The sequence below is a fragment of the Microbacterium sp. S308A+ genome (assembly GCF_049800815.1).
GTDB lineage: Bacteria > Actinomycetota > Actinomycetes > Actinomycetales > Microbacteriaceae > Microbacterium.
The window spans coordinates 159,422-172,413 of record NZ_JBNAFT010000004.1; the positions used below are offsets into that span (position 1 = coordinate 159,422).

The window sequence follows — 12,992 nt, forward strand, 5'->3', positions numbered from 1 at the left end:
GAGCACCCGTGTCCAAGCTCGCCGTCCTCAGCCTCCGCAACCGCGCGCTGATCGCCCTCGTCACGATCGTCGCCGCGGTGTTCGGCGGCCTCGCCCTGACGAGCCTCAAGCAAGAGCTCATCCCCTCGATCGAGTTCCCACAGCTCTCGATCGTGACCACCTACCCCGGCGCCTCGCCCGAGGTGGTGGAGAACGACGTGTCCACGCCGGTCGAGACGGCGATCTAGGGCGTCCCCGGCCTGGACTCGTCCACGGCGACGAGCACCACGAACGCCTCTGTGATCCAGGCGTCCTTCGCCTACGGGACGAACCTCGCCACCGCCGAGCAGAAGATCACCCAGGCGATCAGCCGGATCAAGGCGCAGCTGCCGGAGGGGGTCGATCCGCAGGTCATCACCGCGAGCATCGACGACCTCCCGGTGATCCAGATCGCCGTCACCGGCTTCGACGACGCCGAGGACGCCCAGGCGCGGATCACCGACACGGTCATCCCCGAGATCGAACGCGAGAAGGGCGTCAACGCCGCCTCGCTCGTCGGCGGTCAGGGCAAGCGCCTGACGATCACCCCGGACCCGGCCGCCCTGGCGATCGCCGGCGCCTCGCCGACGGCGATCAAGGACGCGCTGCAGCAGAACGGCGTGCTGTTCCCCGGCGGCGCGATCACCCAGGGCGACAAGACCCTCACGGTGCAGACCGGCGAGAAGCTGACATCCGTCGACGCGGTCTCCGCGATCCCGCTCGCGGGAACCACGGCGACGATCGGGAGCGTGGCGCAGGTCGCGCTGACCGGCGACCCGCAGACGTCGATCTCCCGCGTGGACGGCAAGTCGGCTCTCACGATCGCCGTGACCAAGCTGCCGTCGGCGAACACCGTCGACGTCTCGCGGGCCGTGACGGCGCTCGTCCCTTCCCTCGAGAAGGACCTTCCGGGAGCCACGTTCACGACGGTGTTCGATCAGGCTCCGTTCATCCAGCAGTCGATCGAGTCGCTGGCCACCGAGGGACTGCTCGGCCTCGGCTTCGCGGTGCTCATCATCCTGGTCTTCCTGCTCTCGGTCCGCTCCACCCTGGTGACCGCGATCTCGATCCCCACGAGCGTCCTCATCACGTTCATCGGGATCCAGGCGTTCGGGTACTCGCTGAACATCCTCACCCTCGGCGCGCTCACGATCGCGATCGGGCGCGTGGTGGACGACTCGATCGTCGTGATCGAGAACATCAAGCGGCACTACGTCGGAGACGCGGACAAGAGGCGGTCGATCCTCCTCGCGGTGCGCGAGGTCGCGATGGCCATCACCGCCTCGACCCTCACCACGGTCGCGGTCTTCCTGCCCATCGCGTTCGTGGGCGACATGACCGGCGAGCTGTTCCGGCCGTTCGCGCTCACGGTCGCGATCGCGATGTCGGCGTCGCTCTTCGTCGCGCTCACGATCGTGCCGGTGCTCGCGTACTGGTTCCTCCGCCCCGGCAAGCCGCTGCTCGACGCGAACGGGGACGCCATCGATCCCGAGGATCCCGCCGCGCCCCCGTCGCGACTGCAGAGGGCCTACATCCCGGTCCTGTCGTGGACGCTCAAGCACTCGTGGACCACCCTCGCGCTCTCGGTCGTGGTGCTCGTCGGCACGCTGGCGATGGCGCCTCTCATGAAGGTGAACTTCCTCGGCGACTCCGGGCAGAACACCTTCACGATGACGCAGTCGCTCGGTGAGGCCCCGAGCCTCGCGGCCGAGGACACGGCCGCGCAGAAGGTCGAGGAGGCCATCAAGGACGTCAAGGGCATCGAGACCGTGCAGGTCTCGATCGGCTCGAGCGGATCAGCCCTGCGCGACGCGTTCTCCGGCGGAGGATCCGGCATCACCTACTCGATCACGACCGAGTCGTCTGCCGATCAAGAGGCGGTGAAGGCCGACGTGCAGAAGGCGGTCGCGGACCTCGCTGACGTGGGCGAGATCACCCTCGCCTCTTCCTCGGGCGGCTTCGCCTCCTCCGACATCGCCGTCAAGGTCACCGCCCCGGACGCCAAGACGCTGGACGAGGCCACGGACGCGCTCGTCGCCTCGTTGAAGGACGCTCCCGGCATCAACCAGGTCTCCAGCAACCTCGCGGCGTCGCTTCCCTACATCGCGGTGCAGGTGGACCGTCAGGCCGCGGCAGCCCGCGGCCTCTCCGAGGTGGCCGTCGGCGGCATCGTGTCGCAGGCCATGCAGCCGCAGAAGGCCGGCACCGTCGAGATCGACGGCTCGTCGCTCACGGTCTACGTGCAGAGCGCGAACCCGCCGACCACGATCGACGCCCTGAAGGCGCTGACGATCCCGAGTGTGGCCGGCCTCGTGCGTCTCGACCAGGTCGCCTCGGTGCAGGAGAGCGAGAGCCCGTCCTCGGTGACCACCCAGCACGGGCAGCGGACGGCGACCGTCACCGTCACGCCGGAGGGCGACGACCTCGCGGCCGCCTCCCAGGCCGTGAGCACGGCGATCGAGGACGCCCGGCTCCCCTCCGGCGCCGACGCGTCGCTCGGCGGCGTGGTCACGCAGCAGCAGGACGCCTTCGCCCAGCTGGGCCTCGCGATGCTCGCGGCGATCCTCATCGTCTACATCGTGATGGTGGCGACCTTCCGCTCGCTCCGACAGCCGATCCTGCTGCTGATCTCGGTGCCGTTCGCGGCGACCGGCGCGATCCTGCTGCAGGTCCTCACCGGCGTTCCGCTGGGTGTCGCCTCGCTCATCGGCGTGCTGATGCTCATCGGCATCGTGGTGACCAACGCGATCGTGCTCGTGGACCTGGTCAACCAGTACCGCGAGAAGGGGATGAGCGCGCACGACGCCACCATCGCCGGCGGCTCGCGTCGTCTCCGCCCGATCCTCATGACGGCACTCGCGACGATCTTCGCGCTGACCCCGATGGCGCTCGGCATCACCGGCCATGGCGGCTTCATCTCGCAGCCGCTCGCGATCGTTGTGATCGGTGGCCTTGTCTCCTCGACGGTCCTCACCCTGCTCGTGCTTCCGACGCTCTACAACCTCGTGGAGGGGGCGAAGGAGCGGCGCAAGGCCCGGAAGACCGGAAGGGCGGGCGCGGTGCCCGATGAGGCGGCTGAGGGCGGGGCCCATTCCCTCACCCGTCGGGAGCTGCGCGACCGTGGGCCCGCCGTCGCGCCCGACGAGGCATGATCGGCGCGTGAGCACCGACGAGACGGTGCGGGTCTCCGCTTGGGCGGCGGAGCTCCGCGCCGTGCACGTCCGGTTGCGCGACGCGCTCCATGCGACCAGGAGCGCGCTCGCGGCCGGGACGGAGGATCCGTCGGAGCCGACCCGCGACCTCCTGCTCTACTGCCATGGCTTCTGCCTCGCGCTCGACGGGCACCATCGGGCCGAGGACAGGGCGCTGTTCCCCGCGATCGAGGCCGCTCATCCTGATCTCGCGCCGACGCTGCGTGCGCTGGAGCAGGACCATTCGATGATCGCGCACCTGCTGGGAGGTCTCAGGGCGGCCGTCGAGGGCGGAGAGGGCGCGGCCGTGCTCCGCGACCACATCGACGGGGTCGCGGCCATCATGGAGAGCCATTTCCGCTACGAGGAGAAGGCGCTCCTCACGGTTCTCGAGACCCTCGCGCTCGACGCCTCCCGCGAGGCGTCGCTCGGGCCGCTCTGAGCGACGCCGGACGACCGCCCTCGCGGTCAGGGCTGGAAGGCGATTCCCCACTCCAGGGTCCAGGACTCGGACGGCGCCAGGCGACGCAGCCCTCGGCCCGAGTTGAAGGCCTCGGCCGGGGCGGTCATCGGCTCGATCGCGACCGCACGTGCCTGGCCGGGGTAGCGGTCGGTCGTGAAGACCTGGAGATAGTCGAAGCCGGGCCCCTGCCACACGGTCGTCGTCCGCCCGTCGGGAGCGGTGAGCGTCGTCCGTACGCGGCCGTCGGCGTCGCGCAGCAGGGTGGCGAACCCGGTGTCGAGCTGCACGTCCCGGAGCCGGCGGCCTGCGCGCAGGTCCGTTCCGCCGGCGACGGGGGACTCTCCGATCGGGAGCAGCCTGTCGTCGACCTCGAAGAAGGTCTCGGCCGGGATGCGGAGCACGAGATCGCCGGGATCCGTGTCGCCGATGGTGAGAAACGGATGGGTCCCGAGAGCGACCGGAGCGTCCGAGCCGGAGCCGTTGACCAGGGTGTGGGTGACGGCGATCCCGTCGGCGGTGAGCGCGTACGTCACTGTCGTGTCCAGAAGGTAGGGGTACCCGGTCTGCGGCACGATCGTCGCGGCGAGGGTGACCGCGTCGTCGGTGTGCTCGACGACGTCGTAGGCCGTGAAGCGGAGGAGGCCGTGGCTGGCGTTGCGGAGCTTCGGCTCGGTGATCGCGAGAGCGCGTTCGACGCCGTCGTCCTGCCAGACGCCGTCGCGGACCCGGTTCGGCCACGGGGCGAGCACGACGCCCGAGCACAGCGGCGTCGGCGCGCCTGCCGGGTACGGGGGCACGATCGTCGTCCCGCCGACCTCCAGGTGGCGGAGCGAGGCGCCGACCTGTGAGACGAGGGCGGTCACGCCGTCGCGGCGGAGGGGGAACGGGCGTCCGGTGGGTGAGCTCACCCGGCCATCGTACGGCGCGGTCTCAGGCGACTCCGGTATCCTGACCACGTCGGCTTCGGGCATCGTGTCCCGCTCCCTCAGGACGGACGCGTCGTCGTGCGAAGTGTGTGAGCCCAGGGCCGATGGTCACCCACCATCACAGGAATGGCCCCGGCTGCCGACCGCCCGGTCTGGTCCGCGCACCCCCGTGTGCGAGACGCCGTTCTCGTGCGAGAACCGAAAGACGCATCTCCATGCCCAAGAACCGCAAGCCCAAAGGCGGCCGCCCGTCGCGCAACTTCGAGCCGCGCTACGCCAAGAAGACGCCGTTCCACGATCGTCACGGATACCGTCCCGTCGGCGACGCCTCCGCGCGGGGCCGTCGGCCGGACCCCGCCGAGCCTCGCGAGGCGCATGAGCCTCGCGAGGGGCGGAGCGCGTCCGTGGACCGCCGGCCGGGGAGCAGGAGCCCTGGCCACCGCGGCTACCGCCCCGCCGACACGGAGTCCCCCGCGCCGAAGCGCCGGTGGACGGCGCAGGAGCGGGCGGGGCGCGACGAGGCGCGGGCGATCCGCAACCGCGCCGAGCCTGGACGCTTCGACGCGCCCCGGCGTCGTGGCGACCGGGACGACCGTCGTGTCGTCGGCGCTCGCGCGGAGCATCCTGCGCATCCGTGGGACGGGCAGGAGGGCCGCTCCCGGCGTGCCCGGGCGGACGATCGTCCGCGTCACGACCGGCCGGGGAACCCGCGTGGCGACCGCGCGGATCGTCCGCGGTACGACCGTGCCGAGCGTCCCGCCGTCGAGCGTGGCTCGCGCGGCGCACGGCAGGATCGTCGTCGCGCTGAGGCCCGCCCCAGCCGTGACGACTGGACCCGTACCGCCGATCCCGCGCGGACGACGCCGCAGCAGGACGTCGTCCACGCGCGTCTCGAGGCCCAGGCCGTCCAGGCCGCAGAGGTCGAGGGCATGACCTTCGCTGACCTCGGACTCGGGTCGAACATCACCGAGATCCTGACGAACATGGGCGCCAGGACGCCGTTCCCGATTCAGGCCGCGTCGATCCCCGCCGTGCTGGGCGGGCGGGACGTGCTCGCGCGCGGGCGCACCGGATCAGGGAAGACCATCGCCTTCGGCGCTCCTCTCGTCGAGAGCATCCTGCAGTCGCAGAAGGGCAGGAAGCGTGAGTTCGGGCGGGCGCCCCGCGCGATCATCCTCGCCCCCACGCGGGAGCTCGCGCTGCAGATCGACCGGACCGTGCAGCCGATCGCGCGCAGCGTCGGCCTGTTCACCACCCAGATCTACGGCGGTGTCCCGCAGGCTCGTCAGGTCGGCGCGCTGAAAAAGGGCGTCGACATCGTCATCGGCACCCCCGGCCGGATCGAGGACCTCATCCAGCAGGGGAAGCTCGACCTCTCCGACGTGCGGATCGCCGTCCTCGACGAGGCGGACCACATGTGCGAGCTCGGTTTCGTGGAGCCGGTGCAGCGGATCCTCCGTCATGCCGGACGGAGCCTCCCCGAGGGCGGTCGCAGCCAGAAGCTGCTGTTCTCGGCCACGCTCGACCGCGAGGTCGCCGCGCTCGTGGACGAGTTCCTCGTGGACCCGGCCGTCTTCGAGGTGGCGGGGGAGACCCAGGGCTCCGGGACGATCGACCACCGTGTGCTCGTGATCGAGCACCGCGACAAGGCGGAGATCCTCACCTCCCTCGTCGATCGCGACGGCAAGACCCTCGTCTTCGCGCGCACGCGTGCCTACGCGGAGATGCTTGCCGAGGCGTTCGACGGTGCCGGGATCCCCGCGGTGTCGCTGCACGGCGACCTCAACCAGGCCAAGCGCACGCGCAACCTCGCCCGGCTGACCTCGGGCGCGGTGCAGGTGCTGGTGGCGACGGACGTGGCTGCGCGGGGCATCCACGTCGACGACATCGACCTCGTCGTGCAGGCCGACGCGCCGGACGAGTACAAGACGTATCTGCACCGGGCCGGTCGCACCGGTCGTGCGGGGCGTGCGGGCCGTGTGGTCACGCTCATCACGCGTCAGCGCCGTCGCCGGATGGCGGAGCTGCTCGATCGGGCCGAGATCGATGCGCCGTTCGAGGACGCACGACCCGGCGACGAGCTGATCGACGAGCTCGCCGGTCGCGTCCCCACGGCGGACGAGCTCACCTCCTGACGGGCGCCGGCGGACCGGGCGCTTCTGTCGGAGCATCTCCTCTGTCGGATCGGACCACTTTCATCGGCCAGAATCGTCGATCAGATCCGACAGAAGTGATCTGATCCGACATTCTGAGGCTGCAGCCGGCGGCGGGCCTCAGAAGAGCGTCGCGATGTCGGGCACGGAAGCCGAGGCCGCCCCGCGAGGCGCGGCCGAGACCTTCCCTGGCGAGCGAGGGGTCGTCGGACGCGCGTCGGGGTGACGAGAGCCGCGCATCGGAGGCGCGTCGGCGTGGCGGGTCTCCAGCCCGTATCGCCGGATGAGCGGACGGACCCGGCGGGCGAGCCATTGCCGGTACGCCTTCGGGGCCTCGGCCGCGGCCCCGGGATACAGTGCGCGGTAGGAGGACAGCAGGTCGGGGCGGTGCTGGGACAGCCACTGCAGGAACCAGGGCTTCACCCCCGGCCGCAGGTGCAGCGCGCCGAAGACGACGTGGTCGGCGCCAGCCTCTGCGATCCTCCGTAGTCCCTCGTCGATCGCCGCGAGCGAATCGGTCAGATGGGGCAGGATCGGCATGAGGAAGACGCCGACGCGGAACCCTGAGCCTGCGAGCGCGCGGACCGTGTCCAGCCGCGCCTGCGTCGTGGGAGCACCCGGCTCGATGGCCCCGCGCAGCTCCTCGTCGTACATCGCGATCGACATCTGCACGTCCACCGGCACGCGCTGCGCGGCCTCGACGAGGACGGGGATGTCGCGCCGGATGAGCGTGCCCTTGGTCAGGATCGAGAACGGGCTGCCCGAGGCGGCGAGGGCGCTGGCGATCCCCGGCATGAGGCGGTAGCGGCCCTCGGCTCGCTGATAGGGGTCGGTGTTGGTGCCGAGCGCGACGGTCTCGTGCCGCCAGCTGCCGCGCCGCAGCTCCCGCTCCAGCACCTCGACGACGTTCACCTTCACGACGATCTGCGAGTCGAAGTCCCGCCCCGCGTCGAGGTCGAGATAGGTATGCGTCCCCCGCGCGAAGCAATAGACGCAGGCATGGGAGCACCCGCGATAGGGATTGATCGTCCAGGAGAACGGCATGCGCGACGGGCCGGGGACGTGGTTGAGGGCGGAGCGGGCCAGCACCTCGTGGAAGGTCATCCCGGCGAACTCCGGTGTGGTCACCGAGCGGAGGAAGCCGGTGCGGCTCTCCAGCCCCGGCAGGGCATCGGCGTCCGTCTCGTCGATCCGTTGTCCTTGCCAGCGCATGCAGACATTCGAACAGATGAGCGAATCTCTGTCAAGGAAGATTCGTGCATATCTTCTATGACGATATCGACCCGGCTCTCCGCGGAGCGCGTCGCGGCGGAGGGACTCGCGGGAGGTCTGAGTACATCGATGGAGACGAGGCGTCCTGTCGCGTTAGCCACCCGGCGGCTGGAGGGGCTGTCGCCGGGGCGTTCGAAGATCGCCCACATGATGAGCTCGTCACCGTGGCGTGAGGCGAATCGGACGCCGTCGGCCAGCGGTCCGCGGTCGTCGGTGAGCAGGTCGTAGAGGGGGCTTGCGACATGCTGGGTGAGCTCACGAGGGTAGGCGCTCTTGAGGGTGGCGTCGAAATCGTCGAAGCCGAGCGCGAGCACCAGGCCGAAGAACTGCGGTCGGAGTGCCGCGATCGTGTTTGAGGAGCGGACATCGGCGTAGGCATCGGAGAGGGTGGCCTGGGTGATCATCTTCCCGGTGATCCAGAGTGGGTCAACGACGCCGGCGGGCAAGACAGGGTAGTCGGTGGCGTCGGCGGGGTCCTCAGTGATGTCGTCGAGGAGGTTCTTGCCGCCGGGGCGATCGGGGCGGAGATAGGCGAGGATCTCAAAGAAACAGGCGTAGGCGGAGTCAGCAGCAATGTTCGCCACGTTGAGGACGGTGGCGTGGCCCTGCTCGGTGCGATCCTCTCGGAGCACACGTGCAGAGGACTTGTCGTCCCAGCTACGGGTTCATGCCCTGGAACCAGGGCGCGACGACGCCGGCGCCCTCGCTCTGTTCGACGAGGCGCACCATCCGGTACGTCAGGCGGAGCGTCCGCACCGCGTTCGGGGAGGGCTTGCGCGTCCCCTCGGCCCATTCACGGACGGCGCGCGTCTCGTGCACGCCAGCGATGAACGCGACGAACTTGGCGCCCAGCGTCGTGCGCAGCTCATCGACCAGCTCGGGGCATCCTGACGGCTCGAGTCGTTGTACGCCGCCAGCTGTTCGTTGCGATCGTCGTGCCCATAACAGCCGCTCTACCGGTATGGATCACACCTGCAATCCCGGCATATACCGGTTCAGTCCACACGAGTTGCGAGTACAGGTCCGGGGCGCTGTGTGCGTGCTGGTCAGTGAGCCGCGAAATTTAGCAGCATTGGATCGGCGTGGCAAGAAGCCTTTGTTTCTTGAAAGCGCGGATTCTTCCGGCCAGGGTCGGACTATTCACCAGATCGGTGATTCAGGATGACGATGGAGACCTCATGAACACTTCTAATCGAGGACGACCCCGGCGACTCGCCGTTGCACTGTTCATCACGGCTGGCCTTGGCGCATCTGGACTCGCTGCCTCGAGCATGGCTACTGCGCAGGCTGTCCCTTCAGCCGGAGACTATGATCTGGCGACTCTGACGAGTTCAACTCGGGGGTCTCTTCCACCCCAGGTGTCGCCGAATGACCTTTCGCTCGATGCGGACACTCTTCGCCCCCTAGCGGAGGACAAGGGGACGCGCTACTGGGTCGCCCTCGATGATCAGAAGCAGGTGTGCCTTGTTGCCTTCTTCGGCGCTGATGAGTGGGCAGCAGGGAAGTCGTGCAGTGGGTCAGCTTCGTTCCTCGCCAACGGCGTCGGGCTCCGCCTCTACGGCCCGGAGGGGTTGATCGAGGCCTATCTCACTCCGGATGACGTCACTGTCGATGGGCCTGCGGCACGCATTGCCGATAATCTGTATACGGTCGATCCGGCGATATCGGCGGAGATCAGGACAGCCAACAATGTGGCGACGGCGGAGGAGCTCCGATCGTCGGCTGAGGATGGCTTCCAGCTCGCCCTGTTCGAGGAGCCGTTCTCATTGGAGGTTCCTCGATGAGGGCCCGGCTTGGGGGAAGAAGCGCGTTCGCGGCCGCGTTCGCAGCTGGCGTGCTCCTGCTCGTCACGCCCCTCAGCGCTTCGGCTGCGAGCACGACCTATTGGGATGGCATGCTCGGCGCCTATGACACGAAGACAAGCGCGACGACGCAACTGAACGGTGCCCGGACAGGCCCTGGTGCAGGTGTCAATGTGACGATCTGGGCGCAGACCATCACACCGTTCGGAATCTACGCGTCCTCCGAGGGGAACATGGCCGCGGCTGAGGTCACCCACGGCACCATCACGGGGCAGGCGCGTTGCTTCCAACGACCCTACGGAGGTGCGAACCCTTCCAATATCTGGCTCATCTGCCGATACCTCAGCTAAGGAGCGAACATGAGCAAGTCCCTGAGGGCCGTCCTTACCGCCGCCGCCGTCGCCGCTGCCGTCACGATACCGGCTGGATCCGCATTCGCCTGGTCGAATGTTGTCTTTCTCGACGGCCCGCTGCCCCCGAACTCCGTAGCTTCATCGAGCTCGTGGCGCGACACGGTCGGAGGAGAGATCAATATCAACCTCACCCATCCGTGGGGTCTCGTCTATGGGCGATCCCATATCGACACGATCACCACTGCAGGCGTGCAGTTTCAGGCGGAATCTAACGGATCGGGGGCCAACATGACCCACGTTCAGCGCGCCAACGCCTGGAATCGCTGTTGGTGGGCCGCGACGAGCGGTAGCGGAGGTTCGGTGTCCGCTCAGTGCGCGAGCCGCGTTCCCTAGGACTGGTGCGTTCCTGGGTGGTGACCGTTCAGGAACGCACCAGCAGGTACTTGCCCACTAACTCCGAACCATCGGGCGCAGGCGATGATGCCGGAGAGGCGTCGAGAGTGGCTCGCTTGCCGGCGAACACGGCCGTAATCGGTAGTGTTGCGCTACATGTGCGGAGCTGATCGCTCGCCTTGACGATCAACAGACAGGTCTCGCCTTGCTTCTCCGCCCACGTACCGACGTAGTAGGACGTTCCCGAGGAGTCTTCTCCGAGAAGCCGCACCGAGTCCTTGATCGGAGCACCAACCTTTCCCTCCATCGCGGCCGGAAGGGTTGCGGTGGGCACGTCCGAGAACGGCTGCGACGGAGCACATGACGCGAGGCTCAGACTGAGAGCAGCGATCGCGATCAGGCCGGCGGCAAGTTGGCTCTTTCTCATTACTGGTTCTTCCGTCCTGTGAGCGACAGTTCGTCGATCTCGAGCACCGGCAACACGCGCAACAACGTCGACAGCCTGGAGGAGGGAAGAGCCCCCTCAAGTCGGCGATACGTGATCGTCGCGACGCCGGCGCGAAGAGCCACCTGCTCGCAGGAGAGCCCTTCCCCGCGACGGGCAGACATCAACGTCTGCCGTATTCGACTGATGTTCCACTGCATCAGGGCTTCCCGCGCCTGCTCTTCAGCGAGCATGAGACGACTCCCTCAAGTCATCGACCGATCCTCAACATCCTGAGTTCCGGCCTCTCTTCCTCGAAACGTAGAGGAGAGGAAGGGAGCTGTCAAGAGAAATCTGTACGCGCGTACCTCAGTGATTCATGGCTAGCTCCAGGCGTCTTCGCGTCGTGCGAGGCGGTCGCAGGCACCTTGCCGGACCCAGCGTCGTAGCGTCTTGCCGGCGATGCTGAACGGCGTCGGTGGTCCATCGTCTGACGCGGGCGGTGGCGCGGATGTTGACGTCGCCGAAGTGGAGCCATGCGAGCCCTGTTGCGGTTGTCGCTCCGGAGCGATGGAGACGACTTGGGTGTGGAGGCGCAGTTGCTAGGCCGAGAGCGTCTGGAGCGGGCCGCGCTTGCTTCGTGGCGAGCAGGGCGCGCTCCTCGGCGCGCTGCGCCGAGATGTAGCTGTACCGCGCGTTTCGTGCCCACCCGGGACCGCGTAGTAGCTATGTGCTACACCTAGCTTGTGAGAATCGGCCATTGTTCGCTGACAATGACGATTATGTCAGTCGCCCTCGGCTAGCCTTCTGGTGGAAGTACTAGATCGAGGGGCCCCGAATGAGCAGCGATGTAGATGCGGGCGAAGCCAGTGAGCAGAGCCGCGCACGCAACCTGGCCAGCGCCGTTTCCGTCCGTCCGGTGACGTCGTTCTTCGAGGTGGCGCCGAAGCTGAACCACAAGCTGTCTGAGGGCCTGGTGGCTGCGGTTCTCCAGGTAGCTTCGGCATCCAATCCTGCCTGGCAGTCGTTGAAGGAACGGGCCTCGCTGGGCGAGGGGGCGAAGGCTGTCTCGCGGCACGCGGCCTTCTCGGCATCGGACCTCTTGTCGGCCTACTTTCGCGGGACACCTGCATCATCCCTGCTGGACGCGCAGATAGAGCGGGTCCTCGAACCGCTCTCTTCCCTCGTCGCCGCCGCCATCTTGCCTACAGGTTCGGCTCTGGCCGAGCTCTACAAGCAGGTCATCGGGGACCAGAGCTGGTTCGCAAGTCTTGCGGAGAGCGTGCGCCGCGGACGGCTCCACCTCCCGCCGAATTGGCGCGGTGTCGTGGCGGGCCCGGGCGATAGCGAGGATTCTGTGCGCCAGGTCCTTGAGGAAGGGATCCCGCTGGCTTGGGTGCCGTCTGCGCGCGTGATCGAACGGTTGCTGCAGGCGCCAGATGCGCCGTCTCGCCGTCGGATCATCGCGGACAATCACCGCGGAATCCTGTCGGACTGCGAGAACGTCGTGGGGCGTCTCCCCCATCGTCGGGCACTGTTCTATGTTGACATGCTGCACAAAGCGATCGGGGCCGTGCGAGACGGGCACATCGAAGCTGGGCAGGCTCTTGCAACTAACGTTCTTGACACGGTCTGCCGGCACCATATGCGTGATGCGCTGGACATGAGCTTCGGTGGTGCGAAGAACGTCTCCACCTACGAACGACACCGGAAGAAGGGGTGGCGGATTGTCCTCGCCGTGCACTCTCTCAGCACCGTGATGAGTGGGTCGTATAAACCCGCCGACCGGCCAACCGGGTATCGTCGGAACGCGACGAGCCACACGATCACCCGGCACCAGTACAACCGGATCAACGCGGTACTCGCGATCATGAACGCAACCGCCGTCCTCACATGCTTCGCCCGTGATACCCCCGCGTTTGATTGACTCGAATCGGATGGCCGAGCGCTGATGGCATCGCTCCCGGGGTGCAGGATCTCTTACTGACCGGTGGGGA

General features: G+C 67.9%; 12 protein-coding genes and 1 pseudogene. 7 read left to right on the forward strand and 6 right to left on the reverse strand.

Annotated features, from left to right (window positions below):
- The first annotated feature begins 8 nt into the window (after positions 1–8).
- Together ACP15J_RS12000 and ACP15J_RS12005 are read left to right on the forward strand one after the other, a co-directional pair.
- Positions 9–3,170 (forward strand): annotated as a pseudogene (locus ACP15J_RS12000) (efflux RND transporter permease subunit).
- Positions 3,171–3,177: 7 nt separating this feature from the next.
- A complete protein-coding gene (locus ACP15J_RS12005; RefSeq protein ID WP_424937234.1) occupies positions 3,178–3,651 on the forward strand; it encodes a hemerythrin domain-containing protein in 474 nt (157 codons plus the stop codon).
- A gap of 26 nt (positions 3,652–3,677) precedes the next feature.
- Here the strand turns inward: ACP15J_RS12005 and ACP15J_RS12010 are convergent, their stop codons facing one another.
- Positions 3,678–4,580, reverse strand: a complete 903-nt coding sequence (locus tag ACP15J_RS12010) for an aldose 1-epimerase family protein (protein WP_424937235.1) — start codon at positions 4,578–4,580, stop codon at positions 3,678–3,680.
- Positions 4,581–4,813: 233 nt separating this feature from the next.
- On the opposite strand from ACP15J_RS12010, the gene ACP15J_RS12015 reads away from it, so the two are divergent.
- Complete coding sequence (locus ACP15J_RS12015) at positions 4,814–6,733, forward strand: DEAD/DEAH box helicase (protein WP_424937236.1); 1,920 nt, start codon at positions 4,814–4,816, stop codon at positions 6,731–6,733.
- A 138-nt stretch (positions 6,734–6,871) separates the two neighbouring features.
- Here the strand turns inward: ACP15J_RS12015 and ACP15J_RS12020 are convergent, their stop codons facing one another.
- Genes ACP15J_RS12020 through ACP15J_RS12030 form a run of 3 tightly spaced genes read right to left on the reverse strand, consistent with a single transcriptional unit; the run spans position 6,872 to position 8,842 of the window.
- Positions 6,872–7,963 carry an Rv2578c family radical SAM protein gene (locus ACP15J_RS12020; protein ID WP_424937237.1) on the reverse strand — a complete coding sequence of 364 codons (1,092 nt, stop codon included), beginning with the start codon at positions 7,961–7,963 and terminating at the stop codon, positions 6,872–6,874.
- The gene (locus tag ACP15J_RS12025; RefSeq protein ID WP_424937238.1) at positions 7,876–8,655 is read right to left on the reverse strand and encodes a hypothetical protein; all 780 of its coding nucleotides are present in this window, start codon (positions 8,653–8,655) and stop codon (positions 7,876–7,878) included. Before ACP15J_RS12025 ends, ACP15J_RS12020 begins: the two co-directional genes overlap by 88 nt.
- Before the next feature lie 25 nt (positions 8,656–8,680).
- A complete protein-coding gene (locus ACP15J_RS12030) occupies positions 8,681–8,842 on the reverse strand; it encodes a hypothetical protein (RefSeq protein ID WP_424937239.1) in 162 nt (53 codons plus the stop codon).
- 539 nt (positions 8,843–9,381) lie between these two features.
- On the opposite strand from ACP15J_RS12030, the gene ACP15J_RS12035 reads away from it, so the two are divergent.
- From ACP15J_RS12035 to ACP15J_RS12045, 3 genes are read left to right on the forward strand one after another with little or no spacing between them, the layout of a single operon-like run.
- On the forward strand, positions 9,382–9,807 hold the full coding sequence (locus tag ACP15J_RS12035) for a hypothetical protein (protein WP_197220642.1): 426 nt from the start codon (positions 9,382–9,384) through the stop codon (positions 9,805–9,807).
- The gene (locus ACP15J_RS12040; protein WP_197220643.1) at positions 9,804–10,175 is read left to right on the forward strand and encodes a hypothetical protein; all 372 of its coding nucleotides are present in this window, start codon (positions 9,804–9,806) and stop codon (positions 10,173–10,175) included. Before ACP15J_RS12035 ends, ACP15J_RS12040 begins: the two co-directional genes overlap by 4 nt.
- 9 nt (positions 10,176–10,184) lie before the next feature.
- A complete protein-coding gene (locus ACP15J_RS12045; RefSeq protein WP_197220644.1) occupies positions 10,185–10,571 on the forward strand; it encodes a hypothetical protein in 387 nt (128 codons plus the stop codon).
- A 28-nt stretch (positions 10,572–10,599) separates the two neighbouring features.
- On the opposite strand, the gene ACP15J_RS12050 is transcribed toward ACP15J_RS12045, so the two are convergent.
- Positions 10,600–10,998, reverse strand: coding sequence for a hypothetical protein (locus tag ACP15J_RS12050; protein WP_197220645.1), 399 nt, complete (start codon positions 10,996–10,998; stop codon positions 10,600–10,602).
- Positions 10,998–11,249, reverse strand: coding sequence for a hypothetical protein (locus ACP15J_RS12055; RefSeq protein ID WP_197220646.1), 252 nt, complete (start codon positions 11,247–11,249; stop codon positions 10,998–11,000). Before ACP15J_RS12055 ends, ACP15J_RS12050 begins: the two co-directional genes overlap by 1 nt.
- A gap of 584 nt (positions 11,250–11,833) precedes the next feature.
- On the opposite strand from ACP15J_RS12055, the gene ACP15J_RS12060 reads away from it, so the two are divergent.
- Positions 11,834–12,922: a hypothetical protein gene (locus ACP15J_RS12060; protein ID WP_197220647.1), complete on the forward strand. Its 1,089-nt coding sequence runs from the start codon at positions 11,834–11,836 to the stop codon at positions 12,920–12,922.
- The last annotated feature ends 70 nt before the right edge of the window (positions 12,923–12,992 follow it).

What these genes read in the sequence shown, in the direction of transcription:
- ACP15J_RS12015 (WP_424937236.1), top strand. Translation starts at nt 4,814, where the DNA reads ATGCCCAAGAACCGCAAGCCCAAAGGCGGCCGCCCGTCGCGCAACTTC.
- ACP15J_RS12020 (WP_424937237.1), bottom strand. Translation starts at nt 7,963, where the DNA reads ATGCGCTGGCAAGGACAACGGATCGACGAGACGGACGCCGATGCCCTG.
- ACP15J_RS12040 (WP_197220643.1), top strand. Translation starts at nt 9,804, where the DNA reads ATGAGGGCCCGGCTTGGGGGAAGAAGCGCGTTCGCGGCCGCGTTCGCA.
- ACP15J_RS12045 (WP_197220644.1), top strand. Translation starts at nt 10,185, where the DNA reads ATGAGCAAGTCCCTGAGGGCCGTCCTTACCGCCGCCGCCGTCGCCGCT.
- ACP15J_RS12050 (WP_197220645.1), bottom strand. Translation starts at nt 10,998, where the DNA reads ATGAGAAAGAGCCAACTTGCCGCCGGCCTGATCGCGATCGCTGCTCTC.
- ACP15J_RS12055 (WP_197220646.1), bottom strand. Translation starts at nt 11,249, where the DNA reads ATGCTCGCTGAAGAGCAGGCGCGGGAAGCCCTGATGCAGTGGAACATC.
- ACP15J_RS12060 (WP_197220647.1), top strand. Translation starts at nt 11,834, where the DNA reads ATGAGCAGCGATGTAGATGCGGGCGAAGCCAGTGAGCAGAGCCGCGCA.